We start from the raw sequence: 21,248 nt of genomic DNA, 5'->3' as shown, positions 1-21,248 counted from the left end.
GCCACTTTGGGTCCGACGCTTTAAATTGTTTTTTATGCAAGTCGTCATCGCAAAACCGCTGCACACCCTCGGGTCAGGCCCGAGGGCATGCTTTTTGCGCGACATGCATTAGGTCAACTGGAACGCGGCGACCAGGACGACCACTACAGCCAGCCCGATCGCGGCGAGGCCGGGGGTCGGGAGGGGAGCACGGGGCGACGGCATCGCGGATGCTTCGAGATCCTGAAACCCGCCCATCGAAACGCGTGCGGCCTGTTCCAGCCTGTTGATGTCGGCAACCGTCAAAGCCATTCCTCCCGTACTGCGCAGCAACTGCGATCGAAAACGTCATGCGGAGCGGTGTCTGGGAAAAACAGCATCGGACTTTATGGTCAACAGATGGTTAAGCCGGCGCGGCCGGTATCGATCCCCAGCCCTCTTGGCCCCTGCTCTCTTGGGCTCGGCTGTTGTCCGTTCAATCCGTCTCGAAATTGCCGCGAGGAACGACAAGACGATATTCGAGGCGGTCCCCGGTGATTTCAAGTGTCGCCGTACCGTTCAACGACGCAGGCACGACGCGCTCGAGCGCGACGCTGCCAAAGCGCTTCTCACTGGGCTGATTGTCATTGGCTCCGATGGCTTCGGCCCATGTCAGCGACAGTGCGGTCTCGCCAGCGGAAGCGGCCGTCAGATCGGCCGTCACCTCGACGAAGCCGTCGGCTCGCGACAGAGCGCCGTAGCTGACCGAATTGACGGCAAGCTCGTGCATGGCCAAGCCGATATGCAGGGCGGCATTGGGGTTGAGGTACGGATTTGCACCCTGGAAACGCAAGCTGCGCACAGGGTCGGCTCCATAGCGGCCGACCTGGCCGGACACCAGTTCGCGCAGTGCCGCTCCCCGCCAGTTCGACGAGGTCACCAGGTCCTGGGATGAGGCAAGCGACTGCAGCCGGCCGCGAAAGCGTGTCAGGAAATCACCGAGCGTGTCCGAATAACGGCTGGTCTGGGTGGCGATGCTCTGGATGATTGCCAAAAGGTTCTTTGAGCGGTGGCTGACCTCGCGCAGCAGCGTCTTCAGGGTCTGCTCGCGACGTTTCTGCTCGGTCGTTTCGACCATGGTGGTGACGACGCCCTGCACGGCGCCGCCGTCGTCGTGATCCGCGTCTACCCATATTTGGAACCAGCGAACGCCATCGTCGGCGGGAATGCTGAGCTCAAGATGTTCCGGATTGCCGGATGCGACGACATTGCGTTTGGCCGCACCGATACGCTCCGCCTGCGCCAGCGGCAGGATGCCGTTGCTGTCGGCCGTATCGGAAGCCCATGGCGGGCGCATGTTGCGGGCCCAGACGGTTTTCATCTCGCGATCCTGATAGAGAACCGAAATGCCGGCATTGTGCAGCGCATGGAGAAGGGCCCGGCCTAGCTGCATTCCACTCTCACCGGACTGCAAAGCGATGATCTCATCGCTCCGTCCGCTGTCTTTCATGTCTCCGGCTCTGGATTGCATCGTTCACTTTACCCGCCCAATGCAGGCTGAACGGCTGACGGAAAAATGGGTTCCCAAAAGAGGTCCGCCGAGCGACGTCCGGTAAGGTACTCCGCCCGGCGGTAGCTGGAAACCGCTTGAGGGGTGCGGCTCCCAGTGTTCGATCGCAGTTCACGACGCGCGTTTGAACAAGCCCGCGATAAGCGAAATGATCAGGAAAGCGAGAAAAATGAAAAACAGTATCTGCGCTATCCCGGCCGAGGTGCCGGCGATGCCGCCGAAACCAAGAGCGCCTGCAATGATCGCAACGACGAGAAATACGAGCGCCCAGTAAAGCATGATCCATCTCCTTCAACTGGTACGGCCAAAACGTCTTTCGCTGCCGTTTGTTCCTCCATTTCCCGAAAAAGACGATCCCTGGAAATCTTTCCGGCCCGAATGAGTTGTCATGCGCCGGGGAAGTTCAAGGCGCAAGTGACGTTTGCCGGTCGCAAGGGGCCAGCGTCATTCGGTCTGTGCAAAACGGGCGATCTGAAACGGGCGATCCGTGGAACGGGGCAGCGCGAGGCTGGGCCTGCCCGGTCCTATGCAGCGGCTTTCGCATGCCGGTCGAAGAACAGCGCCTGGCTGATCAGGGCCTTGACCATATCCGGATTGAACGGCTTGGTGACGAGGAAGGCCGGCTCCGGCCGCTCGCCGGTCAGGAGGCGCTCGGGAAAGGCGGTGATGAAGATCACCGGCACCGGCGTGGACGACAGGATCTCGTTCACCGCTTCGATGCCCGAGCTGCCGTCGGCAAGCTGGATGTCGGCCAGCACCATCTTCGGCCGCGTCTTTGTGAACATCGCCACCGCCTCGGCGTGGGTACGCGCAGTTCCGACGACGCGATGGCCGAGGCTTTCGACCATTTGCTCGATGTCCATGGCGATCAGCGGCTCGTCCTCGATGATCAGCACATCGGTTGCCACCTGGCGGGAAATCTCGTTGCTGGCCTCGGCGAGAAGTTCGGAGAACTCCTGATCGTCGACGTCGAGAATCTCCGCCGCCTCGTCTTCGCTGAAACCTTCGACGGCGACCAGCAGGAAGGCTTGGCGGGGGCGGGGTGAGATCGCGTTCAGATTGGCGGCGGCGCGCTGTTCCCACGCCGACTGCGGGTGTTCTTGCGGAACGCGGATGGCGACCGAGGTGAACAGCCTGGCGAAGACCTTGTAGAGCGCGATGCGGTCGTTCGACGCGTCCGGAAAGATGTCGATGTCGGCGATGATGGCTTCGAGCATCGCGGCGACCAGCGCGTCGCCACTCTCCTGCGATCCGGAAACGGCCCGCGAGAAGCGGCGCAGGAACGGCAGGTGCGGAGCGATGGTTGCGGATAGGCTCATGATGGACGTCTCCCTCTGACGTAATTGCATAGATTGCAGGCCAAGGTGATTACAAGCCCCGAAAATAAACCCTGAAAATATAAACGCCGGCTTTCCGAAAAAGTTCCGATGGTCTGGAACTAATGTAAGAGGACGGCGTTTGAGGTCGGGACGGGCAACCAGACGAGGGGACCGCCTGCTTTGCATCGTGTATTGAAGGGCGGCAGGGTGCTGGGAACAAAGGGCGAAATGAAGACATGACGAAAGATACCACGGCTGGTGCTGCAAACAGGCGCCGGGCAGCTTCCGGCGACCCGCTCGGGCCAAACTCGGAAATCGGCCGCAAACTCAAACAATATTACGATGAGCTGGTCTCCGACAACGTGCCGGATCGCTTCGCCCAATTGCTCAGCCAGTTGGAGCGGGCCCAACCTGCACGGAAAAAGGACTGAGGCATGGCGGCCGTGTCCCAGAGCTTCAAGACGGATCTGCTCGGCTCGATTCCGAGCCTGCGGGCCTTTGCCGTGTCGCTGACGCAAAACGCCGACAAGGCCGACGATCTGGTGCAGGAAACGCTGGTGAAGGCCTGGGACAAACATGAAAGCTTCGAGCCGGGCACCAATCTCAAGGCATGGCTGTTCACCATCCTGCGCAACGAATTCTATTCGCAGATGCGCAAGCGCGGCCGCGAGGTGCAGGACAGCGACGGCATCATGACGGCCAGGCTAGCCGTCCATCCGGCCCAGCACGGTCAGCTCGACCTCAAGGACTTTCGTAGCGCGCTCGAGCAATTGCCCGAGGATCAGCGCGAAGCCATCATCCTCATCGGCGCTTCGGGTTTTTCCTACGAGGAAGCCGCCGAGATCTGCGGCTGTGCTGTCGGAACGATCAAGAGCCGCGTCAGCCGCGCCCGCACGCGGCTGCAGGAAATCTTGAAGATTTCCGGCGATGACGAGTTTGGGCCGGATGCGATATCGGCTCAGGTGACGGGGTCGAACGCCGCCTGAAATACCGACCCCCGGTAATACGGGCCCCGGTTTCCGGGCATCAAACAAGAGGGCCGCGCCCGCACGCCGCCGCCACTGCCTGCACGAGATCGTCTCCCGAATAAGGCTTGGTGACCAATCTGATATCGGGAAAGGACACCTTGATTTCGTCCATTTCGGAATAGCCCGAGGCGAAGACGAAAGGCACGCCCGATTCGCGCAGCCGCGAAGCGAAATCGAGTGTCGAAGCGCCGCCCAGCATGAGATCGACGATGGCTGCGTCGAATTGCGAGGCAACGCTCTTCCGATCGATCTCACCCAGATCGCGGGCGATGATCACGTTGCCGGCGCCGTAGTCGCGGCAAAGCTGCTCGACATCCATGGCGATCAGGAATTCATCCTCCAGAACAAGAATCCGCAATCCGTCAAGCAAGGGCACGTGGCAATGTCTCCGTGGGGCGCAGGGAAAAGGGGAAGCGCAGGGAACAGAGGAGTCATGATCTCTATTTGGCTTCCTGTCATCTAAAGTTATTTGGCATCCTGTCATCTAAAGGCATGCCCGTCGCAGATGACGGAAATCTCGATCCTTAACGAAAGCTCAACTCGCTGGGAGGGTTGAGCGAGGATCGCCGGCCGATGATCTGACGCCGGTCCCGGGACGCTGGGGTCGGGCTGGACTCATACGCGGAAACACCCTTTCATGACCTCATTCCGATTTCGGAACCTTGGCGTGTATCGAGCGTTTGGAGCCAAGCAAGCAAGGAGTTAAGCAATGGCGACTGCTGCAGGAAAGGCCGCGAACGCAAGCCGGGCGGATTCGGATCTTGAGGCCGACATCAGGCAATTGAAAGCCGATATCGAAAAACTCACCAAGCAATTGGCCAAGACCGGCGAACATGGTTATGGGACGGCCCGCCGCGCCGCGACCGAAGGTGTCGAGCAATTGCGCGCCCAGGGCGAAGCAGCCTTCGATACCCTGCGCAGCAACGCCAAGGACATCGAGGCGCAAGTGGTGGCGAGCGTGCGCGAAAAGCCGGTGACGTCGCTGGCAATCGCGGCAGGCGTCGGCTTTCTGTTCGCGCTTCTCGCGCGCCGCTAGTCTCAGCCCAGATGGGAATGCTGGCATCGTTGATCTCGGGCCTCGTCTCGGGTGAAGCCGCTGCAGCCGTGCGCCGCGCGCGCACGGCTGCAATCGTCTATGCGCTCGCAGCACTTGCAGCATTGTGCGGCGTCGGTTTCCTCGTCGGAGCGGCCTATATCTGGGTGGCGGGTCGCTACGGGCCGATGGCAGCCTGCCTTGGGTTCGGGGTCGGCTTCCTGGTGATCGCAGGGCTCCTCCTGCTCATCCATCAGCTGTCGGCCGGCGCGCGCGCCCGACGCCGGGCGCGGAGGCGCAATGCCGACATGAAGGCGGTCGGCATCACGGCCGCGCTCGCCGTACTGCCGGCGCTACTCAAGGGGAAAGGCGGCCTGGGCACGATACTCGGCCCGGCGATTGCACTCGCCGCCTACGCCATCTACCGCGAGAACGTAAAGCCCGATGCCGACGATCCGGATGCCGGCGAAGCGAAATAGCTCGAAGCGATTCTTCTTGTTGTTTGACCACAATCTTATCCGAAAACCGGGCTCCACTTTTCGCTGACGCGGACCTTCGGTTCGGGATCATGGCCGGGCCGTCACTTCGGCAGATACTCCAGCGGCATCGATATTTCGGCGAACACGCCTTCCGGCCGGAATTCGTGGGTCACTTCGCTGGAGATGACCTTGGCCAGGCTGCGGCGGATCAGGATCGAGCCGAAGCCGTGGCGTTCGGGCGAGGCAACTTCAGGCCCGCCGCTTTCGCGCCAGGTGAGCACCAGGCGCCGTGCGCCTTTCCGGCCCTGTGCCTGCCAGTCGAGATCGACCTTGCCCGAAGCCGCCGACAGCGCTCCGTATTGCAGCGCGTTGCTGGCCAGTTCATGCAGGATCAGGCCGAGCCCGACTGCCTGGTCGGGCGAAAGCAGCAGATCGGCGCCGGAGATCGTCATGCGCGGCTGTTCGGCGGTATCGAACGGCTTGACCTCGATCTGCACGAGTTCGCGGATGCCAATGCCGCGCCACTCGCGGTCGGACAGCAGGCTGTGGGCGGCGCCCAGCGCCTGAAGCCTGGCGCTGAAGGCTTCAAGGAACTCGCTCGGCTGGCGGGCATGGCGAACGGTCTGCGTCGCCAGCGCCTGCACGGTCGCCAGCGTGTTCTTGACGCGATGGTTCAGCTCGCGCAGCAAGAGCCGTTGCCGCTCGTCGCCGAGCTTGCGTTCGGTGATGTCGTAATTGACGCCGAAGATCAGCGTCGGCTTGCCGTCGCCGTCGCGCTCGATGACACGGCCGCGCGTCGCGAGCCAGCGCGGCGGACTGAAGCCCTTGATGCGGTATTCGCCAAAATAATCGTCGCCGCCGGTCAGCGCGTCACGAAAGCGCGTCTCGGTCTGGTAGACATCACGTGGGTCGATGGCGGCAAGGATATCGCGCGCCCTCAGCCGATTCGAGCGCGGCAGGCCGAACAGTTCGGACAACCGGACGTCGCATTCGATCACATCGGTGTGGATATCCCATGCCCAGCTTGCGAGCGAGGCGGCATCGAGCGCGATGCCGCGCCGTTTTTCCTCGCGCGCCAGCGCCGCAGCGACGCTGGCGCCGTTGCGGGTGGCGTCCTTCAGTGCGAACAGGCTGGCGGCGAGGCTGGCGAGCGCCGTCAATTGTTCGAGCTGGGCGGCAGACGGGGACGCGCGCGGCTTCCGGTCGAACACGCAGAGCGTGCCGATTCGGGCGCCGGCCACCACAATCGCCGCACCCGCATAGAAACGGACATGATGCTCGCCAGTGACCAGCGGGCTGGCGTTGAAACGTAGATCCGTGGTCGCATCGGTCACCACCATCGGCTCGTCGCCGGCGGCAATGGTATGGGCGCAGAAAGATGTATCTGTCGCGGCCTCGGTCTCATCCAGGCCGACACAGGACTTGAACCATTGCCGCTCGATATTGAGCAGTGTCACAAGCGCGATGGGCGTTTGCATCACTGCGGCGGCGAGCCCACTGATATGGTCGAAGTCAGGATCGGCCGCCGTGTCGATTGCATCGAGACCGTGCAGTACGGCAAGTCGGTCCTGCGCCCTTACCACGCTAAGGACATCGACCGGCAGATTCGGCTTTTTCACTACCCTGCTATCCACAAGGCCCCCAAATGCATCGGCTTGCAGCCATTCGCGCCAGGCCAGTTGCCTGGCTCTGAAACCGGAACCTTCGCCTTGAGGAACCGTTACCCAACCACGTTTTGTCAGCCGCGCCCGCCAGCGCCAAACGACTTGCCGGCGCTAAACGACATGCCGGCGCCCAACGAAATGGAGGCCGATCATGCCCAGGATCGTTCCTGAAGACAAAGCCCGCCAGGGACGCTGGGGGTGGCATACTTTCCGTATCCTGATCGCCGCGCTGCTGTTGGCGTTTATCGCCTGGGGCATCGCGGAGATTTATGGCAACATGATAGACAAGACGTCGACAACCGAACAGGGCGAGCTTCCCAGGGACGAACAGGGCGAGCTTCCCAAAGGCTGAAGCTTTCCGATCGACTGTGCCGGGATGCATCACGCGGCCTTCGCTTGGACAGCGCGCGCCGGGACGAGAACGTTCAGCGCGCCAGGGTGGATTTCGATTGTCGTTTCGCGGTCAAGCCTGACCAGTTCGCCATCCATGACGGCGCGGAATTTCTTGGCTGCCGAGTGGACTTTCAAAACGGCCCGGTCGGCCTGGTGGATTTCCACGTGCTCACTGTCGCGCCATTTGCCGCGCGCCATGTCGAAAAGGAACCTGACCAGTTCGCCACGCCGCCGCGCGACCGTGATATAGATGCCGAGCACGCCGCCGGCGGGATTGTCGGCATAGGGCAGATGGCCCTCACCGAACAGATTGTTGGTGATGCCGATGCCGGTGGTGCGCGTCATGATCTCGGCTTCGCCGATGGTCAGCGTCACCTTCATTGCCGACGGGTTGTTGATCGCCGCCCAGGCAGCCTTCACTGAAGCCCGCATCTTGCCCAACCGCGAGCCAAACGCCATGGTTTGGCGAAGCTGAACCATCCTGGCATGCATGCCGATCGAGAACTGATGCACGAACGGCTTGTCGTTGGCGGTTGCCATATCGACTGCGATCACCTCGCCGTCGGCAAAGGATTCCACGGCCGCGTCCAGGGTCTGTGGGATGCCGAGCCCGCGCGCGAACAGGTTCATCGTGCCAGCCGGCAAAATGGCAAGTGCCTTCTTCCTGCCCATCAACTGAGCCGCTGCGGCCGAAATGGTGCCGTCGCCGCCGCCGGCCAGCACAATGTCGACGCTGTGCTTCGAAGCGATGCGGTCTAGCGTTGAGACGATGTCCTTGCCGTCAACGATGTCGATATCGATGGTGTGACCTGCTGCCTCCAACGTCTGGCGCATCCGGTCCGTGAAGGCGGAAAAATCAATCGTACGCAGGGTGCCGCCCTCCTGGTTCAGCACCGCCGCAAATCTCATCCCCCCGCTCCGTTTTTTCTTGCCAACCATTGGATAATCATCGGCCAGGACAGACCCAGCCACAGGTTGGAACGGGGCGGCTGAAAAAAAGTTCCGCAGCTCTGACGAAAATACAGGAGCGAATCTCACCGGCCGAACGCATGATTGAGCGCGATTCGGGTGGTTTTTTCACGACGCTCGCCGTGGTGTCGGAACAACGGCGCGGTCACGACGTTGTGAATATGTAACGCCGCGACCAATCTCCCACCCGGCGGCTCGTGGCGTGAACGAAATAACGCTCGAGGAGGATTATGATGATCCGCACCCTTTTAACCACCACCGCACTGGCAGCGTTGATTGCGACCGGTGCGTATGCGCAGGAAGCCACAACCCCGGCGCCGACCCAGGATCCGGCGGTTCAGGAGACCGCTCCGGCTGCGCCCGTTCCACGCGCCGAGGGCAGCCTGGTAACCAACATCGTCGGTGAATCGGTCTATAACGGCACAGGCGACGATGCCGAGAACATCGGTAATGTCAGTGATGTCGTCTTCGATGAAAACGGTCAGGCGAAATCCGTCGTCATCGGTGTCGGCGGCTTTCTTGGCGTCGGCGCCAAGAATGTCACTTTCGACTACAGCAAGCTGCAATGGGCCGAACGGGGTGGCGACCGCTGGCTGATCGCCGAAACTACAAAGGATGAGTTGATGGCTCAGCCGGACTTCGACCGCAGGCCTTACGATCCGCCTCCTGCGGCCACCGACACCACGGCTACGGCTCCTCCAGCCCCTTCTGGCACGACCGATACCACCGCACAGAACGCTCCGGCGGCTCCGGTCGAACCGGTTCCGGCCGAACCCGTGAAGCGTGCCGACGGTAACCTTGCCACCAATATCATCGGCGAAACCGTCTACAACGGCACTGGCGACGACGCTCAAAACATCGGTGACGTGAACGACATCGTCCTGGCCAAGGATGGCAAGGCCGAGTCGCTGATCATCGGCGTCGGCGGCTTCCTTGAGATTGGCGAAAAGAATGTCGCCTATCAGTTCGACAAGGCCAAGTGGGCGGAGAGGGATGGCGATCGCTGGCTGGTGGCCGAGACCACGAGAGAGGGTCTGGAGGCGCTGCCGGAGTTCGACCGCAGGCCCTATGATCCCGCCCCGGCGACTACCGCATCGACTGACGCGGCGACGCCGGCGCCGGTGACCACCACCCCTGCTGTCACTCCAGCCCCGGCGGAAAAGACCGCGGAAGCTCCGGCGGCAACGCCTGACACCGCTGCTCCGGCACCGGCGGACAAGATGGCGAAGGCCCCGGCGGCAACGCCTGACGCGGCTGCTCCTGCTCCAATGGACAAGACAGCCGAGGCTCCGGCTGCAGCAGCGCCTGACGCCACCCCCGACCAGACACAGACCGCGGCGATCGACAAGTCGGCGCTGACCGAAATGCCGGTCGACAAAATCCGGTCCGAGGATTTGGTTGGAACCACCGTCTATGGCGCCAACGATGTCAACCTTGGCGAGATTGGTGACGTCGTGCTGACGGGCGACAAGAAGGTCGACGCCGTTATCATCGACGTCGGCGGTTTCCTTGGCGTTGGCGAGAAGGAAGTGGCGATCGGCATGGATAACCTGAAATTCATGACCGACAAGGATGGCAAGCGCTATCTCTACACGAACTTCACCAAGGAGCAGCTCGAGGCGCAGGCCCCCTATGACAAGGCCACATATGTGCAAAACCGCGACACACAGCGCATGATGATGCGCTAGTTTACTCCAACGACGAAGGAGGCCCGTGCCGGCAAAGGCGCGGGCCTTTTTTATGACTGGAAAGGCGGCAGGCCTGCGACGTGGCCGACAACGCCGTCCTCGGTCAGTTCGGCAAGCGCCAGCGACTGATCGAGATGTTCGGCCCGCCAGGCAAGCAGCCTTTCGGCAAACTCCAGCCGGACCGGCAGATAGGCCGGATCGGCAGCGACATTGGTTAGTTCGTCCCGATCCTGCTCCAGGTCGAACAGCAGCGGCGGCAGGCCGCCGCCGAAATGTACATATTTGAATTCCTTCGTGCGGATAACGGCCAGATTGCACTGGCGCGGACCGATGCCGAAATGGCGCTCGGCATGACCATCGGCAATCGAGCGGAAATCGAACTCCCAATGCGCGGCCTCGCGCCAGTTGTTCGGCTCCGTGGCATCCAGGAACGGCTTCAGCGACTGTCCGTCGAGATGCGGCGGGGTTTCCTCGCCAAGCAGATCGAGCAAGGTCGGCGCTATGTCCACCGCCTCGGTGAAGCGGTCGACGCTGGCGCCGGCCGCTTTGCGGCGACGCGGGTCGCGGACGATCAGCGGAATATGATAACTGCCGTCGAAGAAGCCGCCCTTGCCCAGCATGTAATGGTCGCCCATCATTTCGGCATGGTCGGAGGTCAGCACGACGATGGTGTCATCCCAGGCATCCGCTGCCTTGACTGCCTGCCAGATACGGCCAAGCTGCGCGTCGACTTCCGAGATCATGCCGTAATAGAGCGCGCGGATGCGGCGAAAATCGTCGTCGCCCCAATCGCGCACCTTGCCCTCGGCGCCAGGGCGGAAATTCGAACGCTCCTGCAGGTTAAGGTTGTAGGCAAGGTAGGGATGGCATTCTGTCTCGGCCTGCCAGCTCACGGCGCGGTGGAAAGCCGGTCCCTCGGCAGGATCATACCTGCTGTTGTAGGGCTCCGGCACGATGAACGGCGGATGCGGGCTGAGGAAGGAAAGATGCGCGAACCACGGTGTATCGCGCTCCTGTTCGCCAAGCCAGCGGAGGAATTCGCCGGTCAGGAAAGCGGCTGGGGATTCGTCCTTCGAGTAGACGGGCGGCGCGTTGGTCACTGCGCTGTCGGTCGTGCCTCCATGCTCGTCGGCTGGGCGATGGATGTCGGGAAAGCCGGCGCCGCTATCGATGCCGAGCGCCTTGAGCCACGACAGCCATGGTTTCTGGTGCTCCGGCAGGAGTTGGCGCACGGTGAAGCCGGGCAGCACGCCTTCGTAGCTTTTCAGCCGCGGGTCGCCCGGCGCCAGCGTGCGCGGATCGGGCGATACGTCGGTATAGCCGAACAGCGTCGGATCATAGCCGAGGCTGCGCGCCGAGAGCGCGATGTTGCCATGGCGGGCGTCGAGCGGCGTGCCGTTGCGGCAGACGCGGTTGTTCATCTGGTAGAGGCCGGTGTAGAGGCAGGCGCGTGCCGGCGAGCACGGCGCCGCGCCGCCATAATGCTGTCGAAACAGTACACCCTCGGCGGCGAGCGCGTCGGCATTCGGCGTCCGCACCACCTTGTGGCCTGCCGCCGACAGGCACTCGCCGCGCCACTGATCGCAGGTGATCAGGAGAACATTCGGGCGTCTGTCTTTTCTGACCAATGCTGTATCCTTCATTGAGAACGTGCCGCTCATGGAGCCGAATTTTTGTGGCGACGCAAGCCTGAGGTGTTCGCGAAACGGTGAACAAAAGTTGTCTTATTGTTCACTTATAGAGCACAGTCCATTCTGTGTTTGCGACCTTTGCCGTCGGCCGGCGGGTCCTCATATTGGCGTGGAGCGCGGCAAGGGCCGCACAGGACAAGGGAAGGAGCAGGAAATGCTCGACCAGATCAAGGGCCTGCATCACGTCACTTCGATGGCCAGGGATGCACGCCAGAACAATGAGTTCTTCACAAAAAAGCTCGGCCTGCGCCGGGTCAAGAAAACCGTCAACTTCGACGCGCCGGATGTCTACCATCTCTACTATGCCGACGAGGTCGGCACGCCCGGTTCGGTGATGACCTATTTTCCTTTCCCCAACATCGGCAAGGGCCGCCACGGCGTCGGCGAAGTCGGCACCACGATCTATTCGGTGCCCGAAGGCACGCTTGCCTATTGGGAAAAGCGTTTTGCCGATGAGGGCGTCGCCGGCCTCTCGCGCGACGAGAGCTTCGGCGAGAAGCGCCTTGGCTTTGCCGGTCCCGACGGCGACGGGTTTGCGCTGGTCGAGAACAACGCCGACACCCGTACGCCGTGGGCGAAGGGCGATGTTCCCTCCGACGAGGCGATCCGCGGCTTTCACTCCGTGTCGCTCAGGCTGAAGGATGGCGGCGCCACCGAAGAGCTGCTGAAATTCATGGGCTATGAAGAAGTCGACACATCCGGCACTGTAAAAAGGCTGGCGGTGAAGAACGGCAACGGCGCCAATATCGTCGACATCGAATCGCTGCCGGGCGCCGCTTTTGCCGATCTCGGCGCCGGCTCCGTCCACCACGTCGCCTTCGCCGTCGAAAACCGCGCCAAGCAGCTCGAAGTGCGCAAGGCGCTGATCGACACCGGCTATCAGGTGACGCCGGTGATCGATCGTGACTATTTCTGGGCGATCTATTTCCGCACGCCGGGCGGCGTGCTGTTCGAAGTCGCCACCAACGAGCCGGGCTTCGACCGCGACGAGGACACCGCCCATCTCGGCGAGGCGTTGAAGCTGCCGTCGCAGCACCAGCATCTGCGGCCCTATCTCGAGCAACATTTGCAAAAGCTGGAAGGCTGAGGTCAAGGCCATGAGCAAGGACGCTTACATCTACAAGACACTGCCCGGTTCGCCTGATGGATCGCTGCTCTTCGTCTTCCATGGCACCGGGGCCGACGAGAGCCAGCTTCTGTCGCTCGGGCGTGATCTCGCTCCGCAGGCGACCATCATATCGCCGCGCGGCGATGTCTCGGAACACGGTGCCGCGCGCTTCTTTCGCCGCACCGGCGAGGGCGTCTACGACATGGACGATCTGGCGCGGGCGACAGACAAGATGGTTGGCTTCGTCAAGGCACATGTCGAGGCGGCAAAGCCCTCGTCGGTGCTTGGCCTCGGCTATTCCAACGGCGCCAACATCCTGGCCTCGGTGGTGTTCGCGGCGCCCTCTCTGTTCGACGCGGCGGTGGTGATGCATCCGTTGATTCCGTTCGAGCCGGAAATCGAGGGAAGTCTCGCCGGCCGCCGCATCCTGGTCACAGCAGGCAGGCGCGATCCGATCTGTCCGCCCAACCTGACCGCTCGGCTCGAAGCCTATTTGCGCGCCGATGGCGCCGATGTCACAGTGGAGTGGCACGACGGCGGCCATGAGGTGCAGTCGAACGAGATCGAGGCGGCGCGGCGGTTCCTGTCCGCTACGCCGGTAGAAGGAGCGTAAGCAATGCTTGACCAATTGCCGGAGATCGAACTGAAGGATCGCGGTTCCAAGGGCCGTTATCTCTTGCGCGGGCCTGATGGCGCCGAGGCGGAGATGACCTTCACCAAGATCGGCGAGCACCAGATCATCATCGACCACACCGAGGTGCCGGATGCGTTTCGCGGCCAGGGCGCCGGGCTTCGCCTCGTTACCCGCGCCGTCGAGGACGCGCGCGCCGCGGGCAAGAAGATCATCCCGCTTTGTCCGTTCGCCAATGCCCAGTTCCATCGTCACCCGGAATGGGCCGACGTGCTGAAGCAATAGCGCTGGTCCTACCACAGGCCTTAGCCCGCGGTGACGGTTGAGGGCGGGCAGCCACAAGGGCATCCATCGCTGTGGCATTTGCGCAGATCGCCTGTCCTACCCGGTGGGTTGTCTTGCCTAGTGGGTATCGCCTTGCCTAAGTAGGTATATTGCCGCCCGACCGATCGAATCGAATGATCCCTTGATGACCGAAACCGACCTCGTTCCCGTCTTCGACGGCCACAACGATACGCTGCTCAGGCTCCATCAGTCGAAGGACGCGGATGTCGAGAAGCTGTTCATCGAGGGGACGCAGGGTGGCCACATCGACCTGCCGCGCGCGAAAAAGGGCGGCTTTGCTGGCGGCATGTTCGCGATCTTCCCACCGCCGCTCGAGAAATCCAAGCGCAGTGCGGTGCCACCTGCGCCGAGCGATACTGAGCCCTTGCCGCCCGAGCTTCCGCGCGCCGACGCGCTTGCCTCCACTATCACGATGGCCTCGATCCTGTTCAGGCTGGAACGAGCGTCGGCGCTCACCGTCTGCCGCAGCGCCGGCGACGTGCGAAACGCGATGGCGCAAGGGTCGATCGCGGCGGTGTTCCATATAGAAGGCGTCGAGGCGATCGACCCCGAACTGACGATGCTCGACGTGCTGCATGCGGCCGGCTTGCGCTCGCTCGGCATCGTCTGGAGTCGCCCGAACGCTTTCGGCCACGGCGTGCCGTTCCGTTTCCCGTCGACGCCCGACACCGGACCTGGTCTGACCGATGCCGGCAAGGCACTGGTCAAGGCCTGCAACCAGCTCGGCATCATGGTCGATCTTTCGCACCTCAACGAAAAGGGGTTTCGCGACGTCGCCGAGATCAGTGCCGCACCGCTGGTGGCGACCCACTCGAACGTCCATGCGATCTGCGGCCATTCCCGCAACCTCACCGACTGGCAGCTCGGCGCGATCCGCGAGTCGGGTGGCATGGTCGGACTGAATTTCGCGACCGGGTTTTTGCGCGAGGACGGCAGGATGAATGCCGATACCAGTCTCGACATCATGGTGCGCCATGTCGATTCACTGCTGCAGGCGCTGGGCGAAGACGGCGTCGGCCTCGGGTCCGATTTCGACGGCGCCATGATCCCGGCTGTGATCGGCGACGTCACCGGCCTGCCGAAGCTGCTCGATGCGTTCACCGAGCGCGGCTTCGGTCGCGCGCTGATCGAGAAGATCGCCTATCGCAACTGGATCAGTATGCTGGAAAAGACCATCGGCTAAAGCGTGTCGCCCGGCAGAGTAGCCAGCGGCCTGCGATATATCGATCGAGCGGGGTTTTGATGATCTCGACAAGACCGTTGTCTCCGGAGCTCAAGCCGCGGATGATTGCGGACTTCGAGAACTTCAGGGCCGGCTCTTGAAGCGCCAGACCGTACGAACCGATGTCGCCATCGTCGGCGCCGGTTTTACCGGCCTGTCGGCCGCGCATGAATTGAACAGGGCCGGCATCGATTTTGTGCTGCTCGAGGCGCGCGGCCGTGTCGGCGGGCGGGTCGAGTCCAGGTGGAATGGGCTTGGCGAGCTGATCGACAGCGGCGGTCAGTTCCTCTGCGAGGACATGCCGGAACTGATGGCCCTGGTGCGAACGCGCGGTAAGACGTTGGTCGAGACCTATGTTAAGGGCGAAGTCATTGCCCAGCCGCTGACGGGCGAAAAGGAAGCCGAGCGAATCTACTACGCCTCGATGGCGATCCGCGACCGCATGAACGCGATTGCACCGGCCGATCCGACTATTGCCGGCTTGACCGTCGCCGCATGGCTCGATCGCCAGAACGATCCCGGTGAGGCCAAGGCGGCTTTTCGCTCGATGATCGAAGGCCTGTGGTGCCAGGCGCTCGAAAAACTGCCGCTTTGGCACCTCATCGACAATGACCGCCGTATCACCAATGAAGTGTCGGAACTGCAGTATTTCGTGCATGAAACCATGCAGTCTCTGGCGGATGATCTGGCTGGCGATCTCGGCGACCGCCTGCGATTGAACACGCCGGTCAGAACGATCGAGCGCAGACTGGGAGGCGTTCGTCTCGCGTCGACGACGGGCTCGATCACGGCGCGAACGGCGCTGATCGCCATACCGCCGATGATGGCTTCGAAGCTGGATTTCGCGCCGCCGCTGCCGGTTGCCTTGGAAAAGGCCCTCGGCGTCTGGCAAAGCGGCGCGGTGATCAAAATGCAGGTGCGCTACCCCACAGCCTTTTGGCGCGCCAAGGGCTTGAGCGGCATGGTGATGTGGCGCGATCCGCCGGCACTTTTTGCCTGTGACGTCAGCAAGGATGGCGGCCACCCTGCGTTGGTCGTCTTCGTCGGCGGGCCGCTTGCCCTACGCTGGCGGGAATTGGGAGATGCCGCGTTGCGCGCGGAGGTTACGGCGCGGCTCAAGGAGGCGCTCGGCACGGACGCAGGCAGCTTCACCGATTTCAGCTGTCGCGACTGGACCGATGATCGCTGGAGCGGCGGCGGCTACAGCGATCTCATCATCAATACGAGTGCCACCGACGCCGAACAAACCATCCTGGCCGGCGCGCCGCCAGTGTATTTCGCATCCTCGGAATTGTCGCCGTCATTTCCGGGCTATGTCGAAGGCGCAATCGTGGCTGGGCGCATTGCTGCACAGAAAATCCTCTCGGAATTTAATCCGCAATAGTCACAAGCGCCTCATGGTCGCAGGCGAGGCGTCTCAAGGTGGCGACCGGACGTCGCCGGGCCAGAGCGGCGGCGTGATTTGATCCCGTGAACATGCGACTGCATGAAACAGTTCGGCAACGAACTTCCTCGCCCTCGCATGACCGAATATGCCCGGTACTGCCCGAATTCCCGTTTCAAATCTGTTACACGGTCAGTTTGCGCGCGTCGTTCGTCCGTTACCGGGTGCGGCTAAGTTCCTTTCAACAGAAAAAGAAAATCAATGAAGGGAATGGCGATGCATACGAATATCCAGACTGCCTACAGCGGCCGCCTGCAGGCGGAGCGCAACGATCGGCGGCCGAAGCTGGCGCTGCGCCGGCGCGCCAACGACCATCCGATGGCGCTGTTCGTGGTGCTGGGCGCCGCCGCGTTCGTCGGCATGGCCTTCGCGCCGACGGTCGGTCCAGCCTTTGCTTCGCTGAACCCGCCGGCAAACATCGTCAACGGCGCGCCGACCACGACCAAGACCGCGCGTCTGCCGATGCCGGAGATCGATTTTGTCTGCAAGGGGCAGGCCTGGGGCGCCGAAAGTGCGGACTGCCTGCGCGTCATCGCCGAGCAATCCGGCATTCACAAGGCTCGCGCGGTCCGCGTGATCGCCAATGCCGCGCCGCTGACCCATACGCCGAACGTTTTTTGATGCCCCCGAGCGACCCTCCAGCGCTCCAGGCAGGCTCCCGCCGCATCCTCGGCTGGGAGCTTTCTTTTGAGGATCCTAGGCCGGCTCTAACCGCCCAACGCGGCCTGCTCGGCAATGGCCGACAGCACGCCGCGCACGTCCAGCGTGCTGAACGGCTTTTCCAGGATCTGCGGACGCTGCGGCGCGGGCAACGCCTCGATTTCGGCTTTCGCGCCGATCAGGTCGCCGGTGACCAGAACGAAGCGCCGCGCCAGATCAGGGTTTTCGGCGAGCAGTTCGCGATAGACTGATATGCCGCTGGTGCCGGGCATGCGCAGATCGGAAAAGACGATGTCCGGTGGCATGTGGCCGGTCAAGGTCGCGGCGGCCGATGCCCAGGCCGGCACGATCCGCGACTTGATGCCCATCAATTCCAGAATGTCGGACAGCGACGCGGCGACATCCGGCTCGTCGTCGATGATCAGCGCATGGCGCAATCCGCTCGAGCGCGACGGGGTTTCGCCGGCGGCGGCCGCGCCGGCGGCGATCGCCGGCAACTGGACGACGAAACGGGCGCCCCTCGGCAGAACTTCCTCGAACCAGACATCGCCATTGTGCCGTTCGATGATCGATTTCGAGATCGACAGGCCGATGCCGGTGCCGACGCCGACCGGCTTGGTGGTGAAGTAGGATTCGAAGATGCGGGAGCGTATCGCTTCCGGCACGCCCAGCCCGTTGTCCTCGACCGAGAAACAGGGATTGCCGCGATCGCTGCGAAACGTGCGTACCTTGATCAGCCGGTCGCCGCCGATGCCGGCCAGAGCGTGCTGGCTGTTGATGAGGAAGTTGGCAGCCACTTGCGTCACATGGTCGGCGTCGGCCATGGCCAGCAGCGGACCGCTGGCGAAATCGGTATCGATAATGATGCCGGTTGACCTGGCGCCGTAGGCTGTCACTTCGAGTGCCGCGCGGACCACCTGGTTGAGGTCGGTTTCGGCCTGCGACGCGGGATGCAGGCGGACCATCGAGAGGAAGCTCTTGACTATGCGGCCGCACCGCTCGGCGGCTGCTCGCACCTTCTCGGCCCGCACCTTGGTCTGCGGGTCTGAGGCGAACTCGTGCAGCAGCGTCGATTGGGCGACGACCACGGCGAGCGGGTTGTTGAGCTCGTGTGACACGCCGGCAAGCAGGGAGCCCATCGCCGCCATCTTCTCGTTCTGGTGCAGCTTTTCACGCTGGCGGCCGATCTCCTCTTCGGCGCGCAATTTGTCGCGAAGGTCGCGGATCGAGCCGAAAATCAGGCGGCGGTCGGCGACCCGCATCTCGGTCGCGGTCAGTTCGATCGGAAAGACCTCGCCGGCCGCATTCTGGGTTACGGTCTCGATCCGCTGGCCGACCATCGGCGCGCCGCGGCCCGACATGTATTCGGCGCCCGACACATAGCCCTTTCGATAATATTCCGGAACGACGGTGTCGAGCAGGTCCTTGCCGAGGATGTCGCTGCGCTGGTAGCCGAACATCTTTTCGGCGGCCGGATTGAATTCGATGATCGAACCGGTCTCGTCGATGACGATGATGGCGTCGAGCGAAGCCTGCAGCATGGTGCGGCGGATGACTTCGCTGGCATGGGCATCGGAAAGCGATCGTTCGATGGCGTCGCCTATGGCCAGTGCCACGATGTGCAGCGTTGCCTCTTCCTCGTCGGTCCATTCGCGCTCGTTGACGCAGTCGTTGACCGCCAGCGTGCCCCACAGATGGCCATGCGCAAAGACCGACACCGACAGGAACGACTTGATGTGCTGCTTTTCGAAGTCGATTCTCAGAAAACCTTCGAGGTCGCGCGTGTGTCCCGCGAAGATCTTGCCTTGCCGCTCGTCCTCCGCCAACCGTTCCAGCAGTGGGTCCGAATTGACAACCGACTGCAAGATCACCGTTGGCGATGCCAGTTCGCCGCCAAATCGCGGGTTGATCCAGTAGGCCGCGACCGACTGGGCAAAGCCCTGGCCGGGCAGCTCGCGCAGCCGAAACAGGATGCCGCGCTGGCAATCCATGGCCTCGCAAAGCCTTTCAAGGATGCCGTCCATCTCGCGCTGCCAGTCGCCGGCTTCGCGAAGCCGGCGAACGACATGGACAGCCGCCATCGCCGCGCCCTGCCTGACGCCTTGCATACCGCTGCGTGCTGCTTCAGCCGTCATGGTCAGCCGTCATTTCACAGTCGTGCCCGGCCACAGTGGTACCAGTGGTCGCGCCGCTCAGTTGCTTTCGCCGGTCGGCAGCGAGAAGATATAGCCTTCGCCGCGGACCGTGCGCAGGAATTTCGGATTGGCAGGGTCCGCCTCGATCTTCTTTCTCAGCCGCATGATGCGGATATCGACCGCGCGTGACGATTCCGGATCTTCCACGAAGCCGATCGCCTCGGAGATCGCCGCACGCGTCAGCAAACGGTTGGCACGTGTCAGGAAGACCTCCAGCACGTCGAATTCGCTCTTGGCCATGTCGATGACCGTCCCATTGGTGCCGGTGACGAACCGGCCGTCGAGATCGGCATGGAAAGGGCCGAAGCTCATGAAACGGCGGTTGGCAGTTGTTTCAGCCTTGGCGCCCTGTGGTTCGGCCGGCTGCGGCACGCGGCGCAGCACGCTGCGGACCCTCGCCAGCACCTCGCGCAATTCGTAAGGTTTGACGATGTAGTCGTCGGCGCCGAGTTCCAGCCCGACTATGCGGTCGAGCGCGGTGCCGGCGGCAGTGGCATAGATGATGCCGATCGGCATTTTCGAGCGCAGCCAGCGCCCGAGCGACAGGCCGTCCTCGCCCGGCATGGCGATGTCGAGGATGGCCAGATGAAACGACTGCGTTTCCAGCAAGGTTCGCGCGGCGCTGGCACTCTCGGCCGTCGCGACATCGTAGCCGCTGGCGCCGAGATACTCGGCAACCGCGTCCCTCAGATCGGGCTCGTCCTCGACGATGACAATTCGTGCCCGCACTATGCTCTCGCTCCCGCTTTCAGCGGAAAGTAGATTGGGTATAAACATCATGTCCAGCACTCATCTTGGGTTGCCGGTTGCAGGGTGGAAAAAAAATGGTTGCACGATCCGTCATCGCGCTTGTTTCGGTCGCCGAAGTGGTCGCGACCGATCTCGCCGACCATCTCGAACGGCGTGGCCATGACGTGCGCGCGGTGCGGCAGCCGTGGGAGGCCGAATCCTTGCTTTCCGGAAAGGGCATCGATGTCGTCGTCGTCGGCGACAGCCTCAGCCAGGCGGAAGGGCGTGATCTGCTCAGGCGCCATGGCGGCGAGGGCGGGCCGGATTTCATCCTGATCTGCCGGCCGGCCGATCTCGTCGACAAGGTGCTGGCGCTCGAACTCGGCGCCGCCGACGTCGTTGAGAGCCCGCTCAACGTCAGGGAACTCGCCGCCCGTATCGGCGGCTTGCTGGCACGGCGCGGCAGGAACGCCGGGGAACTGGTGGTGCTGGAGAACGCGACGGTCGACCTCCGGTCGGCCATGGTCATGCATCGGTCCGGCACGGAAGAGCAATTGTCGCCGGGTCAGGTGGCGCTGCTCAGATTGTTCCTGGCCAGTCCGCGCAAGGTCTTGACGCGCGACGACATCATTGCCGCCGCGCCCGCCGAAAATGCCGATGCCTTCGATCGCTCGATCGATTCGCGCATCGTGCGGCTGCGCCGCAAGCTCGACACCGAAACCATAACCACCATAAGGGGTGCGGGCTACCGGTTCGATCCGCCGACGCAGTTCGCCGACTGAGGCCGGGGCCCTCACCGTACTGTCCACAGGCCCAGGCGCTCAGCGCACCACGAGAAGCGACGGACCTGTCGGCATTTCGCTGGCCGCGACGAATTCGCTCGCATGGGCACGATCCCTAAGAAGCACGGTGGCGAGGCCGGCAAAGCCGAGCAGGCCCTGTGCGTAGAGCAGTGCGGAAAGCACCGAAGCTGCAAATTTCGTGTTCATCGTTTTCGTCCCCCAATTTGGTTTTAGATTCGCTTCAGGGAAACCCCCGAAGTGCCCCCCCCCCCCCCGGCGCCCCCCCGCGCCGGGCGGGGCCGGCGGGGGGGCACGCGGCAAATGGGGGGGGGGGGGCGCG

24 protein-coding genes are annotated in these 21,248 nt (G+C 62.9%); 13 read left to right on the top strand and 11 right to left on the bottom strand.

Annotation, left to right across the window (positions count from 1 at the left end):
* Positions 1-108: 108 nt before the first annotated feature.
* From AC0L3N_RS08695 to AC0L3N_RS08680, 4 genes are all read right to left on the bottom strand, one after another.
* Entirely contained in the window at positions 109-291 is a 183-nt protein-coding gene (locus tag AC0L3N_RS08695) for a hypothetical protein (RefSeq protein ID WP_473547073.1), read from the bottom strand.
* Positions 292-454: 163 nt separating this feature from the next.
* Positions 455-1,489 carry a sensor histidine kinase gene (locus AC0L3N_RS08690; RefSeq protein ID WP_473547071.1) on the bottom strand — a complete coding sequence of 345 codons (1,035 nt, stop codon included), beginning with the start codon at positions 1,487-1,489 and terminating at the stop codon, positions 455-457.
* 150 nt (positions 1,490-1,639) lie between these two features.
* Complete coding sequence (locus AC0L3N_RS08685; RefSeq protein WP_023797107.1) at positions 1,640-1,807, bottom strand: DUF1328 domain-containing protein; 168 nt, start codon at positions 1,805-1,807, stop codon at positions 1,640-1,642.
* 245 nt (positions 1,808-2,052) lie between these two features.
* A complete protein-coding gene (locus AC0L3N_RS08680; protein ID WP_258121726.1) occupies positions 2,053-2,847 on the bottom strand; it encodes a response regulator in 795 nt (264 codons plus the stop codon).
* A 236-nt stretch (positions 2,848-3,083) separates the two neighbouring features.
* On the opposite strand from AC0L3N_RS08680, the gene AC0L3N_RS08675 reads away from it, so the two are divergent.
* Both AC0L3N_RS08675 and AC0L3N_RS08670 read left to right on the top strand, forming a co-directional pair.
* Complete coding sequence (locus tag AC0L3N_RS08675) at positions 3,084-3,278, top strand: NepR family anti-sigma factor (RefSeq protein WP_473486924.1); 195 nt, start codon at positions 3,084-3,086, stop codon at positions 3,276-3,278.
* 3 nt (positions 3,279-3,281) lie between these two features.
* Positions 3,282-3,833 (top strand): RNA polymerase sigma factor, encoded by a 552-nt coding sequence (locus AC0L3N_RS08670; protein ID WP_029348707.1) that lies wholly within the window; start codon positions 3,282-3,284, stop codon positions 3,831-3,833.
* Between the two features lie 40 nt (positions 3,834-3,873).
* Here the strand turns inward: AC0L3N_RS08670 and AC0L3N_RS08665 are convergent, their stop codons facing one another.
* A complete protein-coding gene (locus AC0L3N_RS08665) occupies positions 3,874-4,245 on the bottom strand; it encodes a response regulator (protein ID WP_473547277.1) in 372 nt (123 codons plus the stop codon).
* Between the two features lie 339 nt (positions 4,246-4,584).
* Here AC0L3N_RS08665 and AC0L3N_RS08660 point away from each other — a divergent pair, with 339 nt between their 5' ends.
* Positions 4,585-4,911, top strand: coding sequence for an ElaB/YgaM/YqjD family protein (locus AC0L3N_RS08660; protein ID WP_123150242.1), 327 nt, complete (start codon positions 4,585-4,587; stop codon positions 4,909-4,911).
* An 11-nt stretch (positions 4,912-4,922) separates the two neighbouring features.
* Entirely contained in the window at positions 4,923-5,387 is a 465-nt protein-coding gene (locus AC0L3N_RS08655) for a hypothetical protein (RefSeq protein WP_473547069.1), read from the top strand.
* A 101-nt stretch (positions 5,388-5,488) separates the two neighbouring features.
* Here the strand turns inward: AC0L3N_RS08655 and AC0L3N_RS08650 are convergent, their stop codons facing one another.
* On the bottom strand, positions 5,489-7,006 hold the full coding sequence (locus tag AC0L3N_RS08650; protein WP_473547067.1) for a sensor histidine kinase: 1,518 nt from the start codon (positions 7,004-7,006) through the stop codon (positions 5,489-5,491).
* 196 nt (positions 7,007-7,202) lie between these two features.
* Between AC0L3N_RS08650 and AC0L3N_RS08645 the strand changes: the two genes are divergently transcribed.
* On the top strand, positions 7,203-7,403 hold the full coding sequence (locus AC0L3N_RS08645; RefSeq protein ID WP_473547065.1) for a hypothetical protein: 201 nt from the start codon (positions 7,203-7,205) through the stop codon (positions 7,401-7,403).
* Between the two features lie 29 nt (positions 7,404-7,432).
* Here AC0L3N_RS08645 and AC0L3N_RS08640 read toward each other — a convergent pair whose 3' ends face one another.
* Positions 7,433-8,353, bottom strand: coding sequence for a diacylglycerol/lipid kinase family protein (locus AC0L3N_RS08640; RefSeq protein WP_473547063.1), 921 nt, complete (start codon positions 8,351-8,353; stop codon positions 7,433-7,435).
* 293 nt (positions 8,354-8,646) lie between these two features.
* Between AC0L3N_RS08640 and AC0L3N_RS08635 the strand changes: the two genes are divergently transcribed.
* On the top strand, positions 8,647-10,101 hold the full coding sequence (locus AC0L3N_RS08635) for a PRC-barrel domain-containing protein (protein WP_473547061.1): 1,455 nt from the start codon (positions 8,647-8,649) through the stop codon (positions 10,099-10,101).
* Positions 10,102-10,151: 50 nt separating this feature from the next.
* On the opposite strand, the gene AC0L3N_RS08630 is transcribed toward AC0L3N_RS08635, so the two are convergent.
* The gene (locus AC0L3N_RS08630; protein ID WP_473547059.1) at positions 10,152-11,729 is read right to left on the bottom strand and encodes an alkaline phosphatase family protein; all 1,578 of its coding nucleotides are present in this window, start codon (positions 11,727-11,729) and stop codon (positions 10,152-10,154) included.
* Between the two features lie 217 nt (positions 11,730-11,946).
* On the opposite strand from AC0L3N_RS08630, the gene AC0L3N_RS08625 reads away from it, so the two are divergent.
* The 6 genes from AC0L3N_RS08625 (at position 11,947) to AC0L3N_RS08600 (ending at position 17,163) form a co-directional block, all read left to right on the top strand.
* Positions 11,947-12,879 (top strand): VOC family protein, encoded by a 933-nt coding sequence (locus AC0L3N_RS08625; protein ID WP_473486991.1) that lies wholly within the window; start codon positions 11,947-11,949, stop codon positions 12,877-12,879.
* A 10-nt stretch (positions 12,880-12,889) separates the two neighbouring features.
* Positions 12,890-13,513 (top strand): alpha/beta hydrolase, encoded by a 624-nt coding sequence (locus AC0L3N_RS08620; RefSeq protein ID WP_473547057.1) that lies wholly within the window; start codon positions 12,890-12,892, stop codon positions 13,511-13,513.
* A gap of 3 nt (positions 13,514-13,516) precedes the next feature.
* Positions 13,517-13,816, top strand: coding sequence for a GNAT family N-acetyltransferase (locus tag AC0L3N_RS08615; protein ID WP_473547055.1), 300 nt, complete (start codon positions 13,517-13,519; stop codon positions 13,814-13,816).
* Between the two features lie 184 nt (positions 13,817-14,000).
* Positions 14,001-15,059: a dipeptidase gene (locus AC0L3N_RS08610; RefSeq protein ID WP_473547053.1), complete on the top strand. Its 1,059-nt coding sequence runs from the start codon at positions 14,001-14,003 to the stop codon at positions 15,057-15,059.
* A gap of 136 nt (positions 15,060-15,195) precedes the next feature.
* Complete coding sequence (locus AC0L3N_RS08605; protein ID WP_473547051.1) at positions 15,196-16,482, top strand: flavin monoamine oxidase family protein; 1,287 nt, start codon at positions 15,196-15,198, stop codon at positions 16,480-16,482.
* Between the two features lie 276 nt (positions 16,483-16,758).
* Positions 16,759-17,163 carry a hypothetical protein gene (locus AC0L3N_RS08600; RefSeq protein ID WP_473547049.1) on the top strand — a complete coding sequence of 135 codons (405 nt, stop codon included), beginning with the start codon at positions 16,759-16,761 and terminating at the stop codon, positions 17,161-17,163.
* An 86-nt stretch (positions 17,164-17,249) separates the two neighbouring features.
* Here AC0L3N_RS08600 and AC0L3N_RS08595 read toward each other — a convergent pair whose 3' ends face one another.
* Both AC0L3N_RS08595 and AC0L3N_RS08590 read right to left on the bottom strand, forming a co-directional pair.
* A complete protein-coding gene (locus tag AC0L3N_RS08595) occupies positions 17,250-19,337 on the bottom strand; it encodes a GAF domain-containing sensor histidine kinase (protein WP_473547047.1) in 2,088 nt (695 codons plus the stop codon).
* A 57-nt stretch (positions 19,338-19,394) separates the two neighbouring features.
* Positions 19,395-20,174, bottom strand: a complete 780-nt coding sequence (locus tag AC0L3N_RS08590; RefSeq protein WP_189522455.1) for a response regulator — start codon at positions 20,172-20,174, stop codon at positions 19,395-19,397.
* A gap of 47 nt (positions 20,175-20,221) precedes the next feature.
* Here AC0L3N_RS08590 and AC0L3N_RS08585 point away from each other — a divergent pair, with 47 nt between their 5' ends.
* Entirely contained in the window at positions 20,222-20,908 is a 687-nt protein-coding gene (locus AC0L3N_RS08585; protein ID WP_123150254.1) for a response regulator transcription factor, read from the top strand.
* 39 nt (positions 20,909-20,947) lie between these two features.
* On the opposite strand, the gene AC0L3N_RS08580 is transcribed toward AC0L3N_RS08585, so the two are convergent.
* Positions 20,948-21,115, bottom strand: a complete 168-nt coding sequence (locus tag AC0L3N_RS08580) for a hypothetical protein (RefSeq protein WP_123150255.1) — start codon at positions 21,113-21,115, stop codon at positions 20,948-20,950.
* Positions 21,116-21,248: the final 133 nt, after the last annotated feature.

Source organism: Mesorhizobium sp. WSM4807 (assembly GCF_055811615.1).
Note: the sequence above shows the minus strand (reverse complement) of the source record. Positions and strands in the feature narration are given on the sequence as shown.

Excerpts from the sequence above, each read along its gene's own strand:
- AC0L3N_RS08695 (WP_473547073.1), bottom strand. The coding sequence starts at position 291 with ATGGCTTTGACGGTTGCCGACATCAACAGGCTGGAACAGGCCGCACGC.
- AC0L3N_RS08690 (WP_473547071.1), bottom strand. The coding sequence starts at position 1,489 with ATGCAATCCAGAGCCGGAGACATGAAAGACAGCGGACGGAGCGATGAG.
- AC0L3N_RS08685 (WP_023797107.1), bottom strand. The coding sequence starts at position 1,807 with ATGCTTTACTGGGCGCTCGTATTTCTCGTCGTTGCGATCATTGCAGGC.
- AC0L3N_RS08680 (WP_258121726.1), bottom strand. The coding sequence starts at position 2,847 with ATGAGCCTATCCGCAACCATCGCTCCGCACCTGCCGTTCCTGCGCCGC.
- AC0L3N_RS08675 (WP_473486924.1), top strand. The coding sequence starts at position 3,084 with ATGACGAAAGATACCACGGCTGGTGCTGCAAACAGGCGCCGGGCAGCT.
- AC0L3N_RS08670 (WP_029348707.1), top strand. The coding sequence starts at position 3,282 with ATGGCGGCCGTGTCCCAGAGCTTCAAGACGGATCTGCTCGGCTCGATT.
- AC0L3N_RS08660 (WP_123150242.1), top strand. The coding sequence starts at position 4,585 with ATGGCGACTGCTGCAGGAAAGGCCGCGAACGCAAGCCGGGCGGATTCG.
- AC0L3N_RS08655 (WP_473547069.1), top strand. The coding sequence starts at position 4,923 with ATGGGAATGCTGGCATCGTTGATCTCGGGCCTCGTCTCGGGTGAAGCC.
- AC0L3N_RS08645 (WP_473547065.1), top strand. The coding sequence starts at position 7,203 with ATGCCCAGGATCGTTCCTGAAGACAAAGCCCGCCAGGGACGCTGGGGG.
- AC0L3N_RS08640 (WP_473547063.1), bottom strand. The coding sequence starts at position 8,353 with ATGAGATTTGCGGCGGTGCTGAACCAGGAGGGCGGCACCCTGCGTACG.
- AC0L3N_RS08635 (WP_473547061.1), top strand. The coding sequence starts at position 8,647 with ATGATCCGCACCCTTTTAACCACCACCGCACTGGCAGCGTTGATTGCG.
- AC0L3N_RS08625 (WP_473486991.1), top strand. The coding sequence starts at position 11,947 with ATGCTCGACCAGATCAAGGGCCTGCATCACGTCACTTCGATGGCCAGG.
- AC0L3N_RS08620 (WP_473547057.1), top strand. The coding sequence starts at position 12,890 with ATGAGCAAGGACGCTTACATCTACAAGACACTGCCCGGTTCGCCTGAT.
- AC0L3N_RS08615 (WP_473547055.1), top strand. The coding sequence starts at position 13,517 with ATGCTTGACCAATTGCCGGAGATCGAACTGAAGGATCGCGGTTCCAAG.
- AC0L3N_RS08610 (WP_473547053.1), top strand. The coding sequence starts at position 14,001 with ATGACCGAAACCGACCTCGTTCCCGTCTTCGACGGCCACAACGATACG.
- AC0L3N_RS08600 (WP_473547049.1), top strand. The coding sequence starts at position 16,759 with ATGCATACGAATATCCAGACTGCCTACAGCGGCCGCCTGCAGGCGGAG.
- AC0L3N_RS08595 (WP_473547047.1), bottom strand. The coding sequence starts at position 19,337 with ATGACGGCTGAAGCAGCACGCAGCGGTATGCAAGGCGTCAGGCAGGGC.
- AC0L3N_RS08590 (WP_189522455.1), bottom strand. The coding sequence starts at position 20,174 with ATGTTTATACCCAATCTACTTTCCGCTGAAAGCGGGAGCGAGAGCATA.
- AC0L3N_RS08585 (WP_123150254.1), top strand. The coding sequence starts at position 20,222 with ATGGTTGCACGATCCGTCATCGCGCTTGTTTCGGTCGCCGAAGTGGTC.
- AC0L3N_RS08580 (WP_123150255.1), bottom strand. The coding sequence starts at position 21,115 with ATGAACACGAAATTTGCAGCTTCGGTGCTTTCCGCACTGCTCTACGCA.